At 61.8% G+C, this 23,019-nt stretch carries 14 protein-coding genes; 7 read left to right on the top strand and 7 right to left on the bottom strand.

The annotated features are described in order from the left end of the window. From G0A00_RS20755 to G0A00_RS20765, 3 genes are all read left to right on the top strand, one after another. Window positions 1–1,623: LamG domain-containing protein (locus tag G0A00_RS20755; protein ID WP_164182829.1), on the top strand; the 1,623-nt coding region annotated here is incomplete at its 5' end. A 398-nt stretch (window positions 1,624–2,021) separates the two neighbouring features. Then, window positions 2,022–2,882 (top strand): sulfotransferase domain-containing protein, encoded by an 861-nt coding sequence (locus tag G0A00_RS20760; protein WP_164182828.1) that lies wholly within the window; start codon window positions 2,022–2,024, stop codon window positions 2,880–2,882. Between the two features lie 232 nt (window positions 2,883–3,114). Beyond that, window positions 3,115–3,879, top strand: coding sequence for a family 16 glycosylhydrolase (locus G0A00_RS20765; RefSeq protein WP_164214273.1), 765 nt, complete (start codon window positions 3,115–3,117; stop codon window positions 3,877–3,879). 64 nt (window positions 3,880–3,943) lie between these two features. Here the strand turns inward: G0A00_RS20765 and G0A00_RS20770 are convergent, their stop codons facing one another. Both G0A00_RS20770 and G0A00_RS20775 read right to left on the bottom strand, forming a co-directional pair. Then, a complete protein-coding gene (locus tag G0A00_RS20770; protein ID WP_164182826.1) occupies window positions 3,944–5,257 on the bottom strand; it encodes an O-antigen ligase in 1,314 nt (437 codons plus the stop codon). Next, window positions 5,254–6,891, bottom strand: a complete 1,638-nt coding sequence (locus G0A00_RS20775) for a GMC oxidoreductase (protein WP_164214274.1) — start codon at window positions 6,889–6,891, stop codon at window positions 5,254–5,256. Before G0A00_RS20775 ends, G0A00_RS20770 begins: the two co-directional genes overlap by 4 nt. A 540-nt stretch (window positions 6,892–7,431) precedes the next feature. Here G0A00_RS20775 and G0A00_RS20780 point away from each other — a divergent pair. The 4 genes from G0A00_RS20780 to G0A00_RS20795 all read left to right on the top strand — a co-directional run bounded on the left by G0A00_RS20780 (window position 7,432) and on the right by G0A00_RS20795 (window position 13,260). Then, on the top strand, window positions 7,432–9,489 hold the full coding sequence (locus tag G0A00_RS20780; RefSeq protein ID WP_164182824.1) for an acyltransferase family protein: 2,058 nt from the start codon (window positions 7,432–7,434) through the stop codon (window positions 9,487–9,489). A gap of 73 nt (window positions 9,490–9,562) precedes the next feature. Further along, window positions 9,563–10,504 (top strand): hypothetical protein, encoded by a 942-nt coding sequence (locus tag G0A00_RS20785; protein ID WP_164182823.1) that lies wholly within the window; start codon window positions 9,563–9,565, stop codon window positions 10,502–10,504. Window positions 10,505–10,678: 174 nt separating this feature from the next. Then, window positions 10,679–11,368, top strand: a complete 690-nt coding sequence (locus tag G0A00_RS20790; RefSeq protein ID WP_164182822.1) for a sugar transferase — start codon at window positions 10,679–10,681, stop codon at window positions 11,366–11,368. A gap of 404 nt (window positions 11,369–11,772) precedes the next feature. Then, entirely contained in the window at window positions 11,773–13,260 is a 1,488-nt protein-coding gene (locus tag G0A00_RS20795; RefSeq protein ID WP_255455367.1) for an oligosaccharide flippase family protein, read from the top strand. A 39-nt stretch (window positions 13,261–13,299) separates the two neighbouring features. Here the strand turns inward: G0A00_RS20795 and G0A00_RS20800 are convergent, their stop codons facing one another. The 5 genes from G0A00_RS20800 to G0A00_RS20820 all read right to left on the bottom strand — a co-directional run bounded on the left by G0A00_RS20800 (window position 13,300) and on the right by G0A00_RS20820 (window position 22,666). Continuing rightward, window positions 13,300–14,367, bottom strand: a complete 1,068-nt coding sequence (locus tag G0A00_RS20800) for a glycosyltransferase family 2 protein (protein WP_164182818.1) — start codon at window positions 14,365–14,367, stop codon at window positions 13,300–13,302. Next, entirely contained in the window at window positions 14,364–15,329 is a 966-nt protein-coding gene (locus G0A00_RS20805) for a glycosyltransferase family 2 protein (protein WP_164182816.1), read from the bottom strand. The genes G0A00_RS20800 and G0A00_RS20805 overlap by 4 nt, the downstream gene beginning before the upstream one ends. Beyond that, window positions 15,326–16,246 carry a glycosyltransferase gene (locus tag G0A00_RS20810; RefSeq protein ID WP_164182814.1) on the bottom strand — a complete coding sequence of 307 codons (921 nt, stop codon included), beginning with the start codon at window positions 16,244–16,246 and terminating at the stop codon, window positions 15,326–15,328. The genes G0A00_RS20805 and G0A00_RS20810 overlap by 4 nt, the downstream gene beginning before the upstream one ends. Window positions 16,247–16,364: 118 nt before the next feature. Then, window positions 16,365–20,549, bottom strand: a complete 4,185-nt coding sequence (locus G0A00_RS20815; RefSeq protein ID WP_164182812.1) for a PQQ-dependent sugar dehydrogenase — start codon at window positions 20,547–20,549, stop codon at window positions 16,365–16,367. 347 nt (window positions 20,550–20,896) lie between these two features. Continuing rightward, a complete protein-coding gene (locus G0A00_RS20820; protein ID WP_164182803.1) occupies window positions 20,897–22,666 on the bottom strand; it encodes a hypothetical protein in 1,770 nt (589 codons plus the stop codon). Between the last annotated feature and the right edge of the window lie 353 nt (window positions 22,667–23,019).

Raw genomic sequence — 23,019 nt, forward strand, 5'->3', positions numbered from 1 at the left:
GGGACCAATCCGGGCGATGGCTCTGGCGGCGACACCGGGACCAATCCGGGCGATGGCTCTGGCGGCGACACCGGGACCAATCCGGGCGACGGCTCTGGCGGCGACACAGGGACCAACCCGGGCGATGGCTCTGGTGGCGACACCGGGACCGATCCGGACGAAGGCTCTGGCGGCGACACCGGAACCGGTGGTGGCGGGACCAATCCCGTAACCGGAAAGGGGCAGGCGATTGCCGGTGGCAGCGCGCTGGAACTGACCGACAGCGGGGCGACGATCTCGGATGTCGTGCTGAACGGCGATTTCACCATCGAAGCTTGGGCGCAACTGGCCGCGGGCAAGAACATTTCGGCGGCGGATGCGATCATCAGCGGTGCAGGCTTTGAGCTGACGTTCCGCGATGGCAAGCTCAATGTCGAGGTCGATGGCCAAAGCATCGCAGTCGCTTCGGTCGATGCGGTGGACGGCGTCTGGACCCACTATGCGGTGGTTCGCGAGGATGGCGTTGTCACGATCTACGCCGATGGCGAAGCGGTTGGCTCGTCTTCTTCCAAGTGGACGGGGTCGGTGACCCTCGACACGCTCGCGGATGGGCAGAACTATTCGCGCGGTTTTGTCGGGGCCCTCGATGAAGTCCGGGTTTGGGACGAGGCCCGCAGCCAGTCCGAGATCGCCGATGGCCGGTTCAACGAAGTGGCAGCCGATGCGGCAGATCAGCCGCTGCAAAGCTTCACCTTCGAGGACAGCTTCGATTTCGGGTCTGGCACAAGCTATGTGGAATCGACCGTTCCCGCGCCTGTGGACAGCGGCGACACCGGCGGCTCGCTCCCCGTGGCAAAGCTGGAAGTTGGCGGTGCAACCTTTGGGCAAAGCTCGGGGGATGCGTGGTATCAGGCCAGCTTCCAAGAGACCATGGACAACCCTGTGGTGATCCTTGGGCCGCTCAGCTCGAACGGTTCGCACGCAGCCTTTGGTCGCGTCAGTCAGGTGACGGACACGGGCTTTAGCATGCAGATCGAAGAGTGGGACTATCTCGACGGCGGTCATGTGGCCGAAAGCGTCAGCTGGATGGCGCTGCCGAGCGGCACCCACAGCCTGTCGGACGGTCGGCAATTAGTCGCCATGGCGGTCGAAACCGACGCGCTTGGCGAAGCGACCGTCGATCTTTCGGGGCTGAACGGCGAATTCGCGGTTCTCACTCAGATCGGTACTCACACCAACGCCGAGGCGATGGTCGTGCGCAGCGATGTGGCGAGTGACGGCACGCTTGATCTGTTCCTGCAGCGGCAGGAAGGAGACAAAGGCAGCTTCGCGTCCGAGACCGTCTATGTCGTGGCGGTCGAAGTCGGCACGTCCGACCAGGGCATCTCTGCGGGCGTGACGTCGGGGATCAACCACAAGACGGGCACTGTCGATTTCGCTCAGAGCCTGTCTGATGTGGAGCTGATCGCGTCGATCTCTTCGAGCAAGGGCAGCGATCCGGTCGCGCTGCGTCTGGAACAGCTCGCCGCTGACAATGCGAGTGTCTATCTTCAGGAAGAACAGGCGCGCGATAGCGAGGTCTCTCACCTTGCCGAAGACGTGAGCTGGTTTGCCGCATCGCAGGGTCTTTACGACCTCGGCTGAACGGCCTGATCCGTTGTGAACTCTTTCCGGCCCGCCCCTGCGCGGGCCGGAAACGCGCGTCTCGCTTTGTTTGGTACGCGACACTTCCGCGAATTTTGCGTGGTGCTTGCCAAATGCGGCGGCGCAGAACGCGCCTGTTCCGCCAATATTTTGCGCAGCTTTCCGCTGTTTTTTGTCCCGCCCAGAATTGGCAGCCGTTCCTTTGGCAGCGATGGGGTGTTTGTGTTAGGGTCGAATTGAATGTCTTGAGCGAGATCCCACCCAAATTACTTTCTGACCTGACCGCGTTATATTTCCTTTCGTATCAGATGCTTACTTTTTGACCTTGATGCTCTGAGCTTGCTGGGCAGGCATGCATTCGCACCGCTCTTCAAGCGCGATTTCAAAGGTGAGATGCAATGAAGCAGGAGATGCTGGCCGCCGATGCCGCGCTGCGCTTGCCGCATTTTATTGTGGTGGGGGCGATGAAATGCGGCACGACCACGCTCTACCGCCTGCTCGCCAATCATCCAGATATCGATATGTCACGCGACAAAGAGCCGGATTTCTTCCTGAAAAAGAGGAACTTCGACAAGGGTCTGGAGTGGTATTCCGATCAGTTTTCCGGAGAAGGTTCGGTGCGCGGGGAGGCAAGCCCCAACTATTCGAAGTGCCACATCTTTCGGGGTGTGCCCGAGCGTATCGCGCAGCTGACGCCGGACGTGCGCTTGATCTACATTGTGCGGGACCCGGTCGTGCGGGCGGAGTCGCACATCCGGCACAATGTCATCATGGGCAATCTAGAGGTCGGCCTTGATGAGTTTGTCGCGCAAGAGGATTACCGGCATGTGCTGGACACAAGCCGCTATGCGCTTCAGCTCGAGGCATATCTCGAACATTTCCCGGCTGAGGCGATCCTCGTGGTCGATTTTGACGAGCTGACCCAAGATCCGCAGCGCGTGATGCCGCGCATCCATGCCCATATCGGTGTGGCGGATCGAGAGATTTCAATCGCAGGGGTGCAGAATGACAGCGGCCAACTCGCGCGGGTGCCCGCGCCCATTCTCAGGCTTGCTCAGACCCCGCAGGGCCGGGCGGTCGCAAGACGGATCGGGCGCGGCTTTCGAGATCGGCTGCGATCAGCGCTGGCCAAAGGCACTTCACGCAAGCCGCCGCCGCTGCCCGAGGAGCTTCGCGCGCGGCTGCGCGCCGATCTGACCCCGGATGCCGCGAGGTTCCGCGAGCTTACCGGCCAGACCTTTCCAACTTGGTCGCTATGAAAGGCGTCGGCCCGCCGCGGCGCGCGCTGAACGTCCAAGCCATCTTTCCCGCCGATTGCCTGCAAATCTCCCGCAGTGATCTGTTCAGAAACCTCGAGGTGACCTCATGACCTTGGCACTCCATGGCTCTCGTCTCTGGCCCGATGCAGCGCGCGTGAAGGGTTTCGCGCTTGCCGCGTGTCTTGCGGCTCAACCATGCGTCGCGCTGGCTCAGGAGGGCAGGAACCGCGAGATGGGCGCGCCGTTCCGCACAGTGTTTCCCTTCGCCGGGCTGACGTCAAATTGGTGGCGGGCAGAGTATGACCACTCCGGTCCTTGGCAGGAGACCGGCTGGCGCAAACAGGCAGTGACGGTCGACGAGTCTGGCGTGACCCTGAGCCTTGCACCCACCGCCGTCGAGAACCGTGTGCCTCTGGAGGAGATGAACACCAATGGCGCGGCCCTCATTCAAGAGGGCAAGATCGCCAAGAAGTTTGTCAGCGGACAACTGCAGAACACCAAATGGTTCAGCTACGGCCGCTTTGAGATCGTCATGCAGGCCGCTGCGGGCGAGGGGCTGATTACCGGGTTCTACCTCTATACGGGCGAACATTTCGGCGACAGCCACGAAGAGATCGACATCGAGATCCTCGGGAAGGACAGCACCAAGGCCCAGTTCAACCGGTTCCTTGATGGCAAGCAGCTGCAGGAGCACCCTTGGATGGATCTGGGGTTCGACTCTGCGGAAAAACCGAGGCTCTACGCCTTCGAGTGGGCCGAGGACTCGATCTCTTGGTACGTCGAGGACAAGCTGATGTTTCGGTTTGAGGGGGCCGAAGAGATGCCGAGCCTTCCGATGAAGATCTTCATCGATCTATGGGCGGGGGGACCCAAACATGCGACGTGGTCGGGCATGGCGCCGGAAGATGCGGAGGCTGAAATGCTGGTGCAATGCGTGTCCTACTCGCTGCCGGGCGGGGACACTCCGACCTGTGGCGACCTGATGACCGGCGACTGACCACCGGCTGTGACATACGCAGTTTTCCACGGGTTCTGCGTTTCGAGTCGCAGGCCGCCGGCGGCTATTCCGCGCCCGTGGAGGCGGTGCGCTGCGCCGCATCCGGCACAGCACCGCTTCCCCCTGTTCGCCGCTGAATGCCGTGCCGCACGACCCTTTCGGGCAGAAAGATGGGGTTGCGGTTCTTGATGGCATAGCATGCGCCGATCCAGATCAGCATGTTTGCCAGAACGAAAGGGCGCATCAGGTCGCTTTCGACCATGGTGCGCACGGTCTGAACCAACGCGCCCGTCAGCAGGAAAACGAAGGGCATGCCGCCGCGCCGGAACACTAGAAAGGCCAGATGCGTCAGCGCCCATGCCAAGGTGACAAGGATGCATCCCAAGCCGATAAGGCCAAAATGAACCGTGATTTCGTAATAGGCGTTGTGGAACGAGAAGACCTGGTTCGGGCTTTTGTGAAATTCGGCAAAGATTTCCTGCACAAGCGGGCTCTCTTGGTAGCGCCAGAAGCCGCCAGCGCCTTGTCCGATGATCGGGTTTTGCCGGATCACGTCTTCGGCGTAGTTCCAAAGCTCGGTTCGTCCGGTCAGAGTTTTGGACTTGCCGACGCTTCCAAGGAAAAGTTCAAGCAGATGCTCACGTTCCTCGATCAGGAACGGGGCAAGAGAGGCCATCGCGCCGAGCACGATCAGTCCGGCGGCTATACGGTCTGCGGAGCGCGAAAAGAAGCTGAAAGCGCCGATGATACAGACCACCGTGAACGACAGGACAAGCGCCGTCGCCGAATGACTGGCGAGAATGAGCAGGAACGCCAGCGCGGCGAGCGCGACCGCGACCAGACGTAGCCAAGGCCGGACCCAGCGGTCGCAGGCAAGACAGAGCGCAGCCGCCCACAGCACCACCATTTTCGCGCCGAGCATGTTCTTGTGGGCGAAAATGCCGGTCATGGCACCATCGTGGATTTTCGTGAAGAAGACGCTGAGGATGCCGCAGATCCCGGTTGCGATGAAGGCAGCGATCAGCACCTGTCGCGGGCTCATCCACGCGGCGAAGAGCACGCAGATCAGCGAAGTCAGCAACATCTGCAACCCGCTTCGGAAGGCCACATCCGGCTCCACGCCAAGCGGCGAACTGGCGAGGGCCCAGAGGGGCAGCAAAAAGAGCGGCCACGCGCCGATGATCAGAGGAAAGGTTGCGCGGCGGTCTCGGAAGGTCGCGTAACTAAAGTAAATCGCAAGAGGGTAGAGCACGAGGTGATCGTTGCGGAAGGTGTTGAACGTCACCAGAAACCAGATGATGGCGAGGCCGAACTCGAACGGGCGCACGGGCGCAGAGTGGGTCGGGGCGAGCGGCGTTTTGGCTTTTGCGGTGCTCATGATGCGCTCGAGCTGCGCTGTGCGGCGGCGCCCGTTCCGGCGGCGATATGCTCGGCGATCCGCATGGACAGCGCGACGATCGAATGCGTCGGTTGCACGCCAGCGCTGCTGCGGAACACGGCGGCTCCGGCGATGAACAGATCGGCGATACCATGCACCTCACAATCCGGCCCCACCACGCTGTCTTTGGGGTCTGCGCCCATGCGGGCCACGCCTGTCTGGTGATAGCCATCCTGTGCAAGCGCCCGGATCGCGGCTCTGCGCGCCCCGATGGCGGCGTCATATTGCAGTTCTGCAATGCCGCTGCTCGAGAGCGACTGAGCAAGCATCTCATGTCCGCGCACGACTCGGTCGATGTCCGGTTGCGAGAAATCCAAGGCAATCCGGATCTTCGGCAGTTTGCCCGGCTCGACCGGGCCGGCAAGTTCGATCCTGTTCTCTGCCCGCGACTCCTGCTCGGCATGATAGGCGAGGCGGTAGCGGTGCGCCCCGTTCGGAACGAGATGATCGAGCGCCTGCCGCCGCTGGCTGAACCGCGCGCGGATCACTCCGGGCAATCCGCGCAGAACGGTTGGGCCATCGCTCAGAACATTTTGCAGATGCGCCGGGGCGGCAGAGGTGCGCTGCGGGGCCGCGACGCCGGGGCCGAGCGGATCGGTATTCTGCTCAGGCCGCCGGAACGCACGTTTCGCGAGGAATTTGGCCGACAGCAGGCCGGATCCATGCTCGGCATCGGCGATCGGCCAGTTCTGAGCCCAGAAGAACATGTTCACACCCTCCGCCATCGCGGCGGAGGTGCTGCGGAAAATCCGCCGGACAGAGCCGCGCTCTGCGAGCGGCCGCCAGCCAAACGCGTCGACCTCATCTTCCCGGCGAAAGACGATGCTGGCCACACTGCCGGTGAGATGCCCGGCGTAATAGCGGCCCAGGGCCTGCAGATGGCCAAGCTCTTCGGGCCAGCGGACCTTGTCTGCCAGCAGCAGCCGCAGGGTTTCGATGCCGCCCTGCGCCAGCACGGTCTTTGGCGCTCGAAGTTCGAGTGTCTCTGGGATGCCCTGCGCGCGGACCCGAAGCCCCTCGCAATGCGTGCCGCCGCGCGGGCTCTTGCCGAGGATAATGCCTGTCGCGGTGGCGTTCAAAAGCACGTCGGGCCCATAGGGGGCCTCCATCCGCGCGCGATGCCATTGCAGCAAAGAGCCGGTGTTCGCCAGCACCTCCTGAGCGTTGAGGTCAAAAGGCTCGGTCGTCTGCGGATCAAAGAATGGCTGCTCGGGGGGGGAGGCCCCCAGAAATATTGCGGCGGACTGGTAGTGCCGTGCGAGGTCCGCGTAGTCCATCGGCCATCCGCTTGCCAAAAGATCATGCGGCATGAGGGGGATGGTGCGCCCTCCCCAGAGCCAAGAGGTGCCGCCGAGCGCGCGGCAATGGGTGATCGAGGCGGCGGCATGTGCCTGCGGTGTTTCATATTCAGCATCAGGGCCGGGGCTGGGCTCATGCGAGCCCGCCTCGACGATCAGCACGCGGTGGCCAGCTTCGGCCAGCGGAAGCGCAACAGAGAGCCCGGCAGGACCCGCACCGGAGACGATGCAATCATAGCTTTTGCTGCGGGCAGTGCGCGCGTCGATCAAGGGCATCGCCAGACCCTCAACCGGCGGCGACGCGCTGTGGCGCAACATGGCGCGCTGATGATCGTATGCTGGTTTTTCGTGCTTTGGCTGGATTTTCCGGCACATCCGAAATTCGGCAATTGTCAAAACGGAAGAACGCCAAGGATATGTTTGAGATCAAGCGCATAGGATAAATTCCGCAGGCTGAAAATGGATCAAATAAATCTAAAGTAAGTGAATTGCAGGATGTGCCGACCCGGCAAGCCACGCAAGCCTTGAATTGCGAAACTATAGGCGTCTACCGTTCCAGAATAGGAATCGAGATTATCTCAACGTCTTTCGTGCTCATTATTTCAGCCATGATTGGGAAACCGCTGTGTCACCCCAACACGAGGATTTTGACGACTGCAACAGCTTCGGGTGCGGGGCCGAGATATGGGATTTATTCCATAGTGGCAGTGCCTTTCATGACGTTTCTCACCCCGGAGGACCGTCTGATGGACCGGCGCGCGGAAGGCCGTGTAGGCGATCCCCGCTGCCCAGAGGCGGAACACGGATGCGCGCAGAATGATCGGATACCGCCGGGATATCGACGGGCTGCGCGCCGTGGCCGTGCTTCCGGTGGTCCTGTTCCACGCGGATGTCCGGGTGTTTTCGGGCGGCTTCGTCGGCGTTGACGTCTTCTTTGTCATCTCGGGCTTCTTGATCACCACCATCATTCATCGCGAGATCGAAGCGGGCGAGTTTTCCATCCTGCGCTTTTACGAGCGTCGCGCGCGGCGCATTCTTCCGGCGCTCTTGCTGGTGATCGCGGTGACCTTGCTGGCCGGCTATTTCCTATTAATGCCAGCTGATTACGCCGCTGCCGGGCGGGCGGGGCTTGCCGCGGCGCTGTTCGTTTCGAACATGCTGTTCTGGTCCGAGACGGGATATTTCAGCCCGGGCATCTACGATCAGCCCCTTCTCCACACGTGGTCGCTGGCGATCGAAGAACAGTTTTATATCTTCTTTCCGCCGTTGATGCTGGCGATCGCGGCCCTGCGCTGGAGGCCAGCGTTGCCGATCGCGGTGCTTACGCTTTTGTCCTTGTGCCTGAGTGGCCTGACGACCGAAGCGCGCCCTGCCATGGGCTATTACCTGCTGCCTTGGCGCGCTTGGGAGTTGGGGCTTGGCGCGCTGGTTGCCCTGCTGCCGCTGCGCAGCATGGGGCGTGTCCCGCGCGAGGTCATGGGGCTTGCGGGGCTCGTCCTGATCGGGGCCGGTGTGCTGGGCTTTGATGAGGCGACCGTCTTTCCGGGGTGGGCGGCGCTGATGCCTGTGGCCGGTGCCGCGATGATCATCGCGGCGGGCGGCAAGATGAACACGATATGCGACCGGCTGCTGAGCGTCCGGCCATTCGTCTGGACGGGGCTGATCTCTTACTCGCTGTATCTTTGGCACTGGCCCGTCATCGTCTTCTATCAGCAGATCGTCTTTGACAGGCCAGATGTGCTCGGCTGCGTGCTGGTTGTCTCGCTCTCCTTTGTGTTGGCTTGGGCAAGCTGGGCATGGGTCGAAGTGCCCTTTCGGCGGCGGAGCAGCAGCCCCACGGTCTCTGCGCCTCGATCCGGCGGGCCGGTGCGGACCCTTCTGGTCGCTCTGGCGGGCATCACGGTGGTCTCGCTCACGGCGCTGGGGGTCACGGCGGGGGGCGGTCTGCCCTCGCGGTTGCCGGCAGAGGCCGCGCGGCTCGCCGCCTTCTCGGATGGTCAGCATCCGCGACTGCGCGAATGCACCGGGCGCGACGACGCGTGGCGTGCACCGGGCGATCCCTGTCTTTTCGGGGCCAAGGCGGAGGTTGCGCCTACGGTCGCGCTCTGGGGCGACAGCCACGCGGGCGCGCTGCTTCCCGAGGTCGAGGCCGCCGCGCGTCGCAGCGGGCGCAGTTTGGCCTATCTGGCGCGGGCAGGATGCCTTCCGGTTCCCGAAACGGAGCGGTTGGACGGCCAGACCGGACGCTGCGCAGAATACGGAAGCGGTGCGCTCGACTACCTGCTGCAAAGCGAGACGATCGAAACCGTCATTCTTGTGGCGCGATACGCGCTGGCGTCCAAAGGATATATGGCCGACTACGGGCTGTCCGAGCGCGACTGGAGCCCAACGCGCTATGCCGATGTGACGAGCGGCCCATGGCCGGAGGCTGACCGCCTCGAGCGGCTCATGGCCAAACTGGACGAGACGGTGGAGCAATTGCGTGCCGCCGGGCGCACTGTCGTCATCGTCTATCCCATTCCCGAGATTGGCTACAAAGTGCCGGAGACATTGGCCAAATACTCGCTGCAGGGGCGCAGTACCGAGCCGTTTGGTCTGCCACGAGACGTGTTCGAGGAGCGCAACGCCGCCGTGCGTGCCGAGCTCGACAAGATCGTCGCGCGGCACGACGCGCTAAAGATCGTACCCAGTGAGGTCTTTTGCGACGAGGAGATGTGCCATGCCATGCGGGATGGGACGCCGCTTTATTATGATGACGATCATCTAAGCGCTGCGGGAGCGGCCTTTCTCGGCCCCGCCTTCGACGGTTTGATGGCAGGACGCGTGGTGCAGACGCGCGGCCCGGAGCGCGATGCTTTGCGCCGAACGCCTTGATCCCAGCGTGGGCACGCCGGGACGGGATTGAACCGATAAGACCAAGGACCGCAGCACAGAGGACGAAACCGCAATGAAACAGGCACTTCGCGCGCGCTTCATCTCGACTGCCCTGCGTTTCAAGGGCTTTGAGCCCGAAGACGCCATACTGCTGTCCTGCGACCCGCGCAGCGGCTCGACGTGGCTGAGCGAGCTTCTGTGCGAGTCCCGCCCCAGCGCGGTCATCTGGGAGCCGTTTCACCTCGACAACGCCCCGCGTGTTCGGGATTTGGGGTTCTCTTGGCGGCAGTACATCCCGCCGGATGCCGACTGGCCCGAGGCCGAACTGTTCATCCGGCGCATGCTGTCCGGCGGCTACATCAACCAATGGACCAGTTGGGCAAGTCCCGTGGCGGATTTCGTGCGTGCCGAGCATCTTTTGGTGAAATGCTGCCGAGCCAACGGGTTCTTGCCGTGGCTGGTGCGCCGCATCGCGTTTCGGCGCAAACCGATCCATTTCCTGCGGCACCCTTTCGCGATTGCCGCGTCGCAGAAGCGCATGGGGAATTTTGGAACGGCGGGCATGGATGAGGTTCTGTCGCGCGGCAGGTACTCTGAATATCTATCTGAATATGCGGGATTTATTCGCGGACTGGAGACGGATGCAGAGCGGATCGTCGCCATGTGGTGCCTGATGCAAAAGCCCGCGCTCAGCGATGCGCTGACCCAAGAGCGCACAATCCGCATGCACTACGAGACGCTCAAGCTTTACCCGGAACGCGAGGTGGCGCGATTGTTCCACACATGGGGCGAGCCGGTGCCCGAGGGGGTTCTTGCCCGCGTCAACCAAGCCAGCCGCATGACCGTCGATGGGGCGCTGCTGAATGACCCCCTGTCGCAGGTCGGAAAGTGGCGGCAAGAGTTCAGTGACAGGCAGGTGGATCGGTTGGCGCGGATTTTGACACAATTGGGTGTAACGGAATACAGCGACGCGTTGCTGCCCGCCACGGAACTATTGCCAAGCGATGAAAAATAACGCGAAACGGACCATCCTACATCCCGCGATTTGCGCTTTTCCGCCATTGGGGAAAAACGTCTTGATGTGTGGCGTCTCTTGCGTAGCATAGGGAAAGAAAAAGTATATTTCAGATTTTTTACACGCAATTTGAGTTGTTCGGTGCTGTGGTACATTTAACAGCGAGGACTTTTCATGGCACATCGACCCGATGTCTCTCGGCTCGACGACACGCCCGATATTTCGGCGACAAGTTCATGGACGCGGAATTCGCGAGGGAAACGCGTGTTCGACGTGGGCTTTGCGATGCTGATGATCCTGCTCTTCCTGCCGGTCTTTGTGACGATCCTCGTTGCGATAGTGCTCACCGATCGTGGACCGGCGATTTACGCGCATACGCGTATCGGGAAGGGGGGGCGCAAGTTTCAGTGCTACAAGTTCCGCACGATGGTGCTGGACGCTGACACCCGGCTCGACGCGCTGCTTGCGCTGAACCCGCATCTTCAGGCCGAGTGGGAGGGGACGCGGAAGCTGAAAGAAGATCCTCGGATCCTTCCCTACATCGGCAGTGCCCTCAGAAGATCGAGCCTCGATGAGCTGCCGCAAATCCTGAACGTGCTCAAGGGAGACATGTCGATCGTCGGGCCGCGCCCGATCGTTGAGGACGAACTCAAATACTATGGCGTGGCGCAGCACCTCTATTTGCAGGTCCGCCCGGGTCTCACCGGCCCTTGGCAGGCGACCGAACGCTCGGATTCGAGCTACAGCAAACGGGTTAAGCTCGACGCAACCTACGTGCAGTCAGGCTCATTCGCGACCGACCTTCAGGTGATCTGGACGACGGCGCGCAAGTTCGTCACCCTGTCCGGGCGCGGGGCTTATTGATTGCGCGGACCGCTCAACGGAGCTTGTGCCGCTTTTTGCCCGGGCTCCTGGGCTTCGCTTTGGGGTTTCCCTTGGGGCTTCCCAGAGCGGGCGTCCAGCAAGATTGAATCAAGCAAGACAAGCGGCCCGCTTACGATCCAAGCACCCAGCAGCCACAGCCAAGTGCGTCCTCCGAAAAGGGTGCTTAGCAAGAGCGCTGAAATCATAGCCAGCACAAGGATCGCGAAGCAGCGATACATCCACATGCTGGACGATGGTTCCTTTTTTCGTTTCATTTCAACACAGCTAAACCGATTACATGGAGCTTTCATGCCACAGGCGCGCGTTTGGTCGAACAGTTTGCCTTGGATCAGCTACATAGCAAGTAAGCGCTGCTCTCGCAAATTCCAGATCTGTGATCAGTAATGGCAGGTTTGGCGGGAAATATACCTAGAGGTATATATTCAGGCGGCTTTTTCTCGAGCATCAGTGCGCTGATCGGGGCTCGCGCGGTTTTGACGCTGCTGCAACTTGCAAGCGTGCCCCTTCTGGCGCGCGTGCTCGACATGCATGACTTCGCCATCATGGCTCTTGGCATGACCATACCGCTCTTCGCCAATACGCTCAGTGACGCTGGCCTTGGACGTTCGCTGGTCCGCAGGCAGGAGTTCGACGCCGACGAGTGGAGCACGGTGTTCTGGTTTCTGGGCTTGGTCGGGCTCGCACTTGCGGTGGCGGTTGTGGCGACGGCGCCGATCTACGCGGCGGTGATGCACGAGCCAGAGCTGATCGGCGTGGTCTCGGTGCTGGCGGCGGTGCCCTTCATTCAGGCCTGTATCTCGACACACCAATCGGCGCTGGAGCGCGATTTTCGCTTCGATCAGATCTCGAAGGTCACGGTGACATCAGGAATTTTTGGGGTTCTGCTCGCATTGGGGTTGGCGCTGGCCGGGGCTGGATACTGGGCCTTGGTGGCGCAGCAGATTGCCACGGCGGGGCTGCGGGGTGCTGCCTTCGCTTGGCTCTCGGGGTTCAGGCCGCATCTGGCGTTCAGTCGGCGTTTGCTCATGCCGCATCTGAACTTCGGCAAGAACACCTTGCTGTTTTCGGGGGTCATGACATTGCAAAGCCAGACGCCGGTTCTGGCTTTCGGGCAGGTCCTCAGTAGCCACGCGGTCTCGCTCTGGTCCATGACAGAACGGGCCGCACGGCCCGCGAGAACCGGGCTTGCGGGGCCGGTGGCGCAGGTCACTCTCGTGTCGATGTCACGGCAATGGCGCGAAGGGCGCGGTGCCGATGAGGTTGCGGCGCTCTATCTTGCGGCGACCCGGCTGTTGGCGACGCTGCTCTTTCCCGGGTTCATCGTTCTGGCGCTCGCGGGCGAGACCGTGTTCGTCTGGCTGCTGTCCGAACCGTGGCGCCCGGTGGCAAGTATTTTCGCCCTCGCGGTGCCGGCGCTTCTTCTGGAATCGATTTCGTCGAACGGTGCTCGGGTCTTCATGGTGGCGGACCGGACCGATCTGAGGCTTCGCATGGCGGTCGAAAGGCTGCTGCTCGGAACGGTGATCTTTCTCGCGGCGCTGCCCTTTGGACTGGAGATGGCGGTTGCGGTGCGCAGCCTCTTTGCGGTGGCCTATATGCCGCGCTACTGGGGCTATCTGTGCCGCTGCGTTCCGCTCGACAGATGGGCTGCCGCGCGCGTGCTGGTGCTGCCAACTGCGGTTGGGGTCGTGGTTGGCCTTGCGGCCCGGCAAGTGATCGCCGGGGGCGGCGCGGGGGAGACCGTATCGGCGCTGCTGACGCTTGCCTGCGCGGCTGTGTCGGTGGGGCTCGCCGGCCTCGTGGGCATGGGGCCGCTGCGGAGTGATGTCGCACGGCTGCGGGCCTCGGTGCACCGGCGCGCCGACGGGTAGGGCGAGAGCGACTTGAGAACGCTTGCAGATGTGGCGGCGCTACCCGAGGGTGCCAGCTGACTGCCTGCGCCCGGCCCGCCATGCGTCGGGGCTTGCCATTGTCCGCAAGAAGCCCGCACCCCACGCATTATGCGCGATCCCCAGCACAACTCCGGCCCAGAGACCGGTCAGATCCCGCGAGGACACCGCGGCAAATATCGACACGGCCACCAGCAAGATCAGATAGGAAATCGGCCATGCGAGCGCGACGGGAAAGACAGGCGCAAGGGCGCTCGAGCCCGCCATGCCGATGAGATTGAGCGCCGGAATGATCTGCCGCAGGCGCGGACGGATGCGGTGCTTCAGAACGGTCCGCCCCCGGCCACGGCCGTAATTCCAGTACTGCCGCATGAGCGCGCGGGGCGTGCGGCGCATCTTGTAATCGACGCGAATGCTCGCATCCATCCAGATGCGGCCACCGGCCTCGAGCAGCCTGCGGTCGAATTCGGCGTCTTCATTGTGGCTGAAACTTTCGTCGTAGCCTCCGATGCGCCGGAACCAATCCAGCACGAACCCCGCATGATGCCCGTGGTCGACCCAGCCTGAACGCATGCCGCCGCGATGCGCAGCGCCGCCGGATCCGAGCGGGGTATCGACGATCCATGCGCTGGCGCGCTGGAACGGCGCATCGCCGACCGCATCCATCACGCTGACCACCGAGGCCACCTGCGGACGGGCCGCGATGACTTCGACAATCCGGCGCACATAGCCCGGTGGATAGATCGCATGCGCGTCGCAACGGACGAGCACGCGGTGGCAGGGGCGCGCCACCTGCTGCACCGCCCGATTGACCGCAGCCGATTGAATACGCATGGGATTGTCGATGAGACTGAGGTGCGGGTCCACCTCGGCCAGCTCTTTTACAATGGCGCGCGTCTCATCCGAGCTGCCGCCATCGGCGACCACGATTTGCACGCCTTGCATGAAGGGATCGGACGCCCTGAGCGAATGCAGACAGGCCTCGATCGAGCGCGCCTCGTTGAGCGCGGGCACGACCACAAGGATCTGCTCCGGCAGGAACGTCCGGGGCATGGGCTCTTGGTTGAGATCGGTTTCGTCGCGCATCATGGTTGCCGCGCGATTGGGTGACGAGACGACTGACGCGCGGGGTCCGCGGCTTTGACTTGAATGCCTCCGTAATGTTCCTGTTCTCGCACCCCAAGGCAGCGCCCGGCCGCCCCAAGATGAAGCGCCCCGCGAATGAGCCAGTAATTTCGGCGGCGCTGGTCGGCCACCCGCAGCAGCGCGGACGCGCCGCACAGGAACGCCTTGCAGGTGGACAGCGCCAGCACGCGGACGCGCGTCGACGCGGGGCGCTCGCTGGTGACGATGGCCGCCCGCGCGGTGCTTTGGCCCGCCCGCAAGCGTCGCTGCAACAGCCAGCCAAGCGAAAGCCGCCGCGGATCGACCTTTTCGTACACCAGCGCTTTCGGGGCGAAGGTCATCCGCGCGCCGAAAGCGTGGAGTTGCGCGAAGAAGACGGTGTCTTCACCGCCCGCGCGCCCCAGAGCGATATCGAAGCGCAGCCTGTCGAGGCCGGGGGCAGAGCGCCGGATGAGCACATTCGCGCTGCAGCCGGTGGTGATCTTTACCCCCGGCGCAGGCGGCTTGGTCGAATGAAAATCCCCCTCGACCATCCAAGCAGGGGTTTGAGCCGGGTAGATCGAGACCGCGGGTCCAAAGACCACATCGGCAGAGCTTTCCGCAGCGGTCGCGAGAAGTTCTGCCAGCCAGCCGGGGCTTACGGTTTCATCGTCGTCGATGAAGGCCACAAAATCTCCCTGCGCGTAGGCGAGCCCGGCATTGCGCGCCACAGAGATATTCCGGGCAGGGACATGCTGGTAGGTGACCTGAAAGGGCAGGGGGATCTCGGTGGTTATGGGTTTGGCCGAGGGCTCATCGTCGTTGTCGGCGATGAACACACAAAGCTCATAGCCCTCGGGCACGACCACATCCCTTAGCGAGCGGAGCGTGTCCGCGAGGGCCGGACGCCGGAAGGTACAGATGCACAGATCAATGCGTTTTGTCATCGCGCATACTCCTGTCGCTTGAGCCCCATCGCTCCTGAGAACACCCCGGTGCCCCGCGCGATGAGCGCCACACCGTCCGCCAGTCCCGCGCGGCCTTTCACCAGCGCTGCGGGCAGCTTCAAAACGCCAAGACCAAGCATCGCGCCGCCGGACATCGTGCAGTAGAGCAGCGCGTAGCCCAGTGGCCTGCGCAGCAGCACCGTGTTGGCGCGCGTGATGCCGTAGCGATATTGCCGAAGGATCGCCCACCGCCAGTTCAGGCGGCTTTTCTTCTGCACCTCATAGACCTTGGCCTTTGCTGCAAAACGCCCCTGTCCGCCCGCCGCAGTGAGATCCCTGAAGAACAATGTGTCCGAGCCGCCGTCGTAGCGGAGCGCGGAGTCAAAGCGGCAGTTCTTTTCCGCGACGAAGCTCAGATCGACCATCACGTTGTTGGTCCAGCCCTCAGAGCGCGGGCTGAGGTCGGGGTAGATTTTGTGACGAAAGAAATCGCTGTGAAGCCACCAAGTGTCGCTGTGGTCTTCGACGGTCATCACAAGCGGCCCCTGCACGAAAGCCGCCCGGGTTTTCTGCGCCACGTCGAAGAGTTCGCTGAGCCAGTCGGGGGCCACCGTTTCGTCGTCATCCACGAAGGCTAGAAAGCCTTGCCGCCCGGCCTCGGCGATCGCCCGGTTGCGCGCGATGGGAATGCCGGGCTCCGGCTCCGAGACATAGCGCACCGGCCATGGGCATCGCGCCGCAAAGGCGGACACCACGGGCTCTGCGCTGCGCGCCCCGTCGTTGTCGACGACGATCACGCTTGCATCGATCCGGTCGCTGATCTCGAGCGCCAGAAGGGACTCGAGCAGACATGCCAGATCCGTCTGACGCGCAAAGGTGCACACGGCGATCGCGACCGGCGTCTTAGGCGGTGTCATTTCCGGACCCTCCGGACATGCGATGCACTTTCCGGCTGGCGCGTCGCGCGCGCGACCGCAGACGGCCAAAGTGCGCGAAACGCTTTGCGAGAGCGCACCCGATCCGGCCGCCCGCCGGTCAGACTTCCCATGTGGCCAACCCGTTCGCAATCAGCAGGGAAATCGTTCCGGTGTCCGTGTCTGCGCCGGAGGCAATGACATAGTCGATCGACACCTGAACGCTGTCGCCCGCGGCCAAGCCAGAGAACTCAAAATCCCGATCCCTGAACTGAAGGCTGCCATCGTCGAAGACGCGGAAAATGCCGCCGCCATCCGCGAAGGCGCGCAGCGAGCCTTTGGAGTCAAAATTGCTGAAGGACTGAGCTACGCCATTGGCCTTGTAGCCGTCGATCTGCACCAAGGCGAAGCCGGAGCCATCGTCGGTGTCATTGTCGAAGATGTTGATGCCCAGATCCGTCCATTTGCCGTCGGCGATTTGGGACAGATCGATCTGGATGTCATCGTCAACCGCAGCGAGCGTCGTCGGCGAAGTATTCGTCACAGAAATCGTGGCGGTGGCGGTGTTGGACCATTCGCCCTCTGTGTCCTGAACACGGTAGATGAAACTATCGACACCTTCGAAATCGGGGTCGAAGGGCGTGTACTCGGCATGCCCATAATGACCCGCGGGCAGCCCGCGATCGATCAGTTCCTGCGCGGTGTCCATGATTTCGACGGTGCCAAAGCTCGGCCCGCTGACAATCTCGACCATCTGCATATTGAGCGCGCCGTCGGGATCATAGTCATTGTCGAGGATATGCAGATGGTTCGCCAGCGGATCGAAGCCGACAAGCAGGTTGAAACTGTCATCCACGGCGACCGGGGGCACATTCCCCACATCGATATCAACCGTGTTGAAGGCGGTTGCGGCGCCAAGCTCGTCCGTCACCGTAAGAGAAACGGTGTAAACGCCGGTTCCGGTGTAGGTGTGGCTGGGGGTCGCCTCGGTCGATGTTGTCCCGTCCCCGAAGTCCCAAGCATAGCTCAGCGCATGGCCCTCGGCGTCGCTGACGTCGACATCGAAGGTCACCTGATAGGGCACCGTCGGCGAGCTTTCCTCGCCCGGGTCGAGAACGATCCCGGTGCCTGTGGGCGCAGAGTTCGTCGGGCCGGAGGCGCCATTGGTGATCAAGAAAGTGATCGGTGCGCTGTCCGTGTCACCGGTGGAGCCAATCGTGTAGCCGATGGAGAGCGAAACGCTTGCTCCGGGCGCGAGACCGGCAAACTCAAAGTCGCGGTCTTTGAACTCGACGCTGCCGTCGCTGCCGATCCGCACCAGCCCGCCGCCATCGGTCCAAGTCTTCAGACGCCCGGCGTTGTCGAAACTCGTTGTGGTGTCGGCGATGCCATTGGCTTTGTATCCATCGAGCTGAACGAGGGAAAAGCCGCTGCCACTGTCGGTGTCATTGTCGAAAATATTCAGCGGCAGATCTGTCCAATTGCCGTCGGCGATATCCGCAAGGTCGATGGTCACGCTGTCGGCCACCGCATCCAGAAGCGCGACTTGCGAGCCTTGGACATAGACCGGGGCCAGAGTGCTGTCGGTCTCGGGCACCACGAACAGACGGCTGGCGCTGGTCAGCTGCGGATCATCCGACCAGTGCGAAAAGACCCATTCATAGCCGCCATCGACATAGGTGTCGGGCACGGCGATCTGATGGTTGAACCCGATGATATTGTCGCGCAGTTGATCGCCGGTGAACGCCAGCCCGTCGATGGTGAAGGTGAAGCCTTCGACCTCGGGCATATCGTAATTGGTCGTGCTTTCCTCGGGGTAGATCATCACCGTCTTGGTGGTCGAAAGGCCCGAGCTGTCGATGGCCGTGAGCGCCACGAGATAGCCGACATTCTCGTAATAGTCGTGGCCGGTGGTGGGGATCGAAAACTGAATGCCGCCCGCGACATTCGTCGCCGCTGTAAGCTCGGGGTGGAAATGCTCGTTGTGGGCCAGGTTCACCGACCAGAAGACATCCGGGCCGGTGAGTGTGCCGTCCTGAGCGTCGAATGCCGAACCGGTGAAGGTCAGGACGTCTCCGGCGCGGAAGGTCTGACCGTCCAGGGGGGTGTTGATGGTGACCTCGGGCGCATCCCCCACGGTGATCACCACCGGGTTAAAGACAGTCTGTGCGCCATGCTCGTCGGCGACGATCAGTTCGACCGTATATTGCCCGGCGGCGGTGTAGGTATAGGACGGGCTCTGCTCGGTCGAGGTGGCACCGTCTCCGATGCCGTCCCCGTCGATGTCGGGCCCGTCTCCGAACGACCACAGATAGGTGAGGGCGTCGCCATCGGGATCAACGGCGTCGGTCTCGAAGGTCACTGTGTAGGGAACCGTGGTGCTCGACTCTTCGCCGGGATCGAGCAGGATGCCCACGCCTTCGGGTGCCGAATTCGAGCTGCTGTACTCAAGCCGGTTCACCGCGCCTTCGAAGGTGAACACGTTCCCGGTCTGGAAGGTGGTGATGTAATAGAGCGAGCCGTCGGGGGCTTCGGCAAATGTAAGCACCTGCCCGGTCGCGTTCTTGAAGTGGTTGTCGGACACCAAGACCGGCTCGCCGGACGAGTAGTCGATGACCATGTAGCGGATCCAGTTGCGGACCCAGTCTCCGTAGAAATAGACGCCGTAGTATTCCGATGGGAACTGATCGCCGCGATAGACCACCCCGCCCGACACCGCCGCGCCTGTGTCGCCATAGCTGGGCAGCTGATCTTGCCCGGGGGCCGAGGCGTGGACGTAGCTGTAGATCGGGCTTCCGGGATCACTGGGATCGGGCCCATAGCCTTCGTAGTCGGGCCAGCCATGGTCCGCCCCGGCGGCGGCAATATGGATGTCTTCGGTCGAAAAGCGGCCGTTGCCGCCGACCTCGCCGATCCACAGCGTGCCCGAGACCTGATCGTATTCCGCGCGGAAGGGATTGCGCAGCCCATAGCTGAAGATCGTGGTGATCACGCCCTCGGGGTCGAGCGCGAGGTTGGCGGCGCTGGTGGAGATGGCCGACAATGTGTTCACGCTGGGCGTGTAGCTCGCCGCGACCGCCGCATCGTAATAGGGATTGTCCGCGGGTATCGAGCCATCGGTCATGTTGATCCGATGCACCTTCCCATCGTCGTGGGTCAGGTCCTGCGCGTTCAGGCTCTCGAATTCTTCGCCGATGGTGATGTAGAGCTTGTACGGGCTTGGGTCATTCGCATCGATTGGCTCATAGGCGACCGCAAGACCGCCGCCCTGATGGTCCGCGTCCGAGTAGGTATCATACTCGCGCCATAGAACGGTCTCTGAGCTGAGGTCGCCGGTGCTGGTCGCGCCGCCCGCGTTTTCCTGATGCACAAAGCGCGAGACGGTCGTGCGCTGCTCTGCAAGGTTCGTGTAGAGCAGGTAGAAATAGCCGTTCTCATCGAAGTTCGGATCGACAACGATATTCAGCAGCCCCGCCTCGCGCGAGTTCTCGACGTAGGGGCTGAGGTCCATGTAAACCGCTTTGGCGCTGCCTGCGACGCTCGGATCCTCGACGATGATCACCTCGCCGCTCTTTTGGATGACCAGCGCGCGCCCGTCGGGAAGGAAGGCAAGATCGGTTGGCAGGGTGAGCCCGGTGACCGTTCTGGTGTCGATGAAGCCGCCGACATCGCCAACCGGCGTGTCGAAGACGGTATCGTCCTGAATGATCGCGGCGCCGGTCGGCAGATGCAGATCATGTCCGGTCTCTGCGTTGCCCGTCGCATCCACGATATGACCGGTGTCGTCGTCGAACCGATAGTAGCGCTCGAGGCCGGTCGGGATGCCGGAGCTCAGGTCCAGCGCGTGGTCGGCATTGGCGAGGATCTCGGCGCTTGGGCGGGCCAGCGACCAAATGCGGACCTCATCGATCCGCCCCTCAAGCGCTCCGACCACGCTGGAAGCCAGTTCCGAAACATAGAACGTGTCTGTGTAGTTCTTCGTGAGCGAGTTCGCCTCGTTGACGCCATTGACGTAGAGTCGGACGACCCCGTCTTCGCGCACCAGCGCGATGTGGTTCCACTCACCGGTGTTCAGTGCGGAAACGCCCGTGACCACATCGCCCCAGTCGGAATCGTAGAGACGCGGGATCCCATTGAAAAAGTTGATGTCGTTGCCGCCGTCCAGCGACGAGGACACCGCGCCATCGTTCTTTGCGATCTCTGTGCCGGGCTCGAAGTAGATGTTGAACTCTATGGTGAAGTTACCAGAGAGCGATATGTCCTGAACGTCGATGCCGACATTGTCAGTCTCGAGGACTTGGTTCATGACTAATTCTTCCCAGAAAATAGGTTGAGAATAGTATGTTGGGGGAGGTAAATTCAGCCGCGAGGGAAATTCACGCAGCAGGAACAGATAAATACATGGTTGGTAATTCAACGACGAAAATTTTATTTAGGAAACCGACCTGTGTCAACGACTATACTCTGGGTTGTGGTCGAGTTTCGCTTGTTTGAAGTCGTCGATTGAGGTTTGAGAAATTTTCTTTCTTATCCGTAGAATAGGTGAACCCGGCGCCTTGCCTATGGAACTGGCCGAGCTGAATATTCGCGCAGAAAATCAATTGTAAAAATCCAGCGCAGTTTTCTGCGCATACTCCTAATGATCATAATGCGTTAGTCGTCTGCCTCGGGCGAGAGCGCGTCCCATTCGAGCACCGAGACGCGCCCGCCTTGGGCCCGCGCCAGCCAGTCACGCGCCGCAAAAGCGTTGGCGCAGGCTCCATCCGCGCGTTCGAAGGTCACCGGGGCGTAAAGTTCGCGGAACCTTTGTTGAGAGAAAAGCTGCGAAACCCCGGTGGACGGGAACCTCGCGGTGGCCGACCATTGCTCGCTCTGGCACTTGCGTTTGTTGAATTGCGCAACGACGTCTGGGGGGTACTTCCAGAAGGTGTCGACGTCGAAGCTGGCGTGGTTTCTGACCCCGATCTTGATGGGATTGGCATGCGCCATTTCTACCCAGTTGAGGCCCATCAGGTCGCGCAGCTCTCCATCGAACGTCAGCGCGACGCCGCCTGCCGCGACAACCCCGATGCTGGGTGTGGGGGAAAAGCCGTTCATCATCTCGCCGAACGCCTCGCCGCGCGCCGAGAGCTGGTATTCTTTTGCGACATCAAAGCGGGCCTGCCGATAGTACAGATTGCTCAAGGCGATCCACACCAAGAGACTTGTCACTGCCGCGGCCAAGAGGGTGCTGCGGGGGACCTCCGATGCCACGGATCCCAGCCGCAGACCGCCAAGGATGAGCGGGAAAAGCAGGACCGGCATAAGCGGCTGATAAAAGCGCCAGAGCGTGAAGTGATCCCCGCCGAGCGCGACATATACGAGCAGCAGGCCAAAGACAGTCGCGCAGACGAGAAGGCCGCTGCGTTGTCCTGCTGCGGGTCCGCGCAGGACCGACGTAAGTGTCGATCCCGCAAACAAAATCCACGACAGCAGGATCACCTCTGCAAAGGGCATCCCCAAGATGAAACTGCTAAGATATTTCGCCCCGTCAACGACGTTTTGCATCCGATCCGCGGACACTTTGGCATAATAGGTGTTGGGAAACGGGACGCCGAAATAAGCGAGCCGCGCGATGGTGAGAGCCGCGCAGGAGGCAAGGGCTGCGCATAGGGCCAGCCCGCTCACGCGCCATGTGCGCGGGCGCAAAAGCAGCGCGAGGCCGATCAGTCCCACGGCGACGGCAACGCCCTCGGGCCGGGTCAGCGGCAAGGCGATCGCCGCGGCGAACAGGGGCCACCCCATTTGCTCTGCCGGATCCGGGCGCTCGACGAGGAGCGACAGCCGGTCTAGCAGCAGCATGATCAACGCGCTCCACAGCGCGATCTCCATCATCGACCAGACCGACCAGATGAAGAACCCCGGCAACCCGACATAAGCGATGCAGGCGACAGCGACCGCCTGACTACCTCGGGCACCGGCCATGCGGCGCAGCAGGCCAAGCGAAAGCCAGATCGCGCAGACTGTCAGCGCCGCGCTGATCGAGAGGATCGCCAGCTCAGGATTGTCATCGAAGAGATAAGGTATGACGAGGATCATCACCCACAGGAAAGACGTCGCGCCTTCCACGTGTTCTCCGCCCTCGTTGTACACAAAGCCAAAGCCGCGGGCGATATTGTCGGCGTAGGATCGCGTGATGGCGGCGTCGTCGATGCCATTCGTTCCCGGAGCGCCTGCCAGCCACCAAGACAGCGCGGACATGATCGCGACAACGACGAAAGAGGCGAAAAGGTCACGCAGTTCCGGACGAATGTCCGAGCCGCTGCGCGCGGCCGAGGGCGCTGCTCGTGCTTGCAAAGACATGATCGAATCCAGGTGCTTAATAGGTAAGAAGAAATTCGGGATTTTGTGCGCAAAATTGTGCGCGACGGTCTGCCAAGGCACTACAAGCCTTGAAAAAATCGCAAATCGATGCCTAGCTTACATAGACGCTATTAAATTGTACTTCAGACCTTGTGTCTAGATGCGCGTTCCGGTCGGGAATTCGAGCGGGTGCAGAGATTCCCGACGGTTTCGGACAGGATAAGGTCAAGCGTGACAACTGCAGGCAGAGGTAAAGCCGGAGGAAGCAGTGGCGGTCGGCTGGTCTGGATGACTCTACTATGCCATGAATGGCTTCGCGAATTGAAGGTTTTGTCCGCGCGTATCAGGTGAAGTTCGCGAGAATTTGATCGCTATGTATTAGAGTGCTCAAAATTCCATCTATTTCGCAGCTGTTCGGAATTTTTGGGTTTGGG

The sequence above is a fragment of the Salipiger sp. PrR002 genome, assembly GCF_010500775.1.
In the GTDB taxonomy this organism is placed as follows: domain Bacteria; phylum Pseudomonadota; class Alphaproteobacteria; order Rhodobacterales; family Rhodobacteraceae; genus Salipiger.

Excerpts from the sequence above, each read along its gene's own strand:
- G0A00_RS20760 (WP_164182828.1), top strand. The coding sequence starts at position 2,022 with ATGAAGCAGGAGATGCTGGCCGCCGATGCCGCGCTGCGCTTGCCGCAT.
- G0A00_RS20765 (WP_164214273.1), top strand. The coding sequence starts at position 3,115 with ATGGGCGCGCCGTTCCGCACAGTGTTTCCCTTCGCCGGGCTGACGTCA.
- G0A00_RS20770 (WP_164182826.1), bottom strand. The coding sequence starts at position 5,257 with ATGAGCACCGCAAAAGCCAAAACGCCGCTCGCCCCGACCCACTCTGCG.
- G0A00_RS20775 (WP_164214274.1), bottom strand. The coding sequence starts at position 6,891 with ATGCCCTTGATCGACGCGCGCACTGCCCGCAGCAAAAGCTATGATTGC.
- G0A00_RS20780 (WP_164182824.1), top strand. The coding sequence starts at position 7,432 with ATGATCGGATACCGCCGGGATATCGACGGGCTGCGCGCCGTGGCCGTG.
- G0A00_RS20785 (WP_164182823.1), top strand. The coding sequence starts at position 9,563 with ATGAAACAGGCACTTCGCGCGCGCTTCATCTCGACTGCCCTGCGTTTC.
- G0A00_RS20790 (WP_164182822.1), top strand. The coding sequence starts at position 10,679 with ATGGCACATCGACCCGATGTCTCTCGGCTCGACGACACGCCCGATATT.
- G0A00_RS20795 (WP_255455367.1), top strand. The coding sequence starts at position 11,773 with ATGGCAGGTTTGGCGGGAAATATACCTAGAGGTATATATTCAGGCGGC.
- G0A00_RS20800 (WP_164182818.1), bottom strand. The coding sequence starts at position 14,367 with ATGATGCGCGACGAAACCGATCTCAACCAAGAGCCCATGCCCCGGACG.
- G0A00_RS20805 (WP_164182816.1), bottom strand. The coding sequence starts at position 15,329 with ATGACAAAACGCATTGATCTGTGCATCTGTACCTTCCGGCGTCCGGCC.
- G0A00_RS20810 (WP_164182814.1), bottom strand. The coding sequence starts at position 16,246 with ATGACACCGCCTAAGACGCCGGTCGCGATCGCCGTGTGCACCTTTGCG.
- G0A00_RS20815 (WP_164182812.1), bottom strand. The coding sequence starts at position 20,549 with ATGAACCAAGTCCTCGAGACTGACAATGTCGGCATCGACGTTCAGGAC.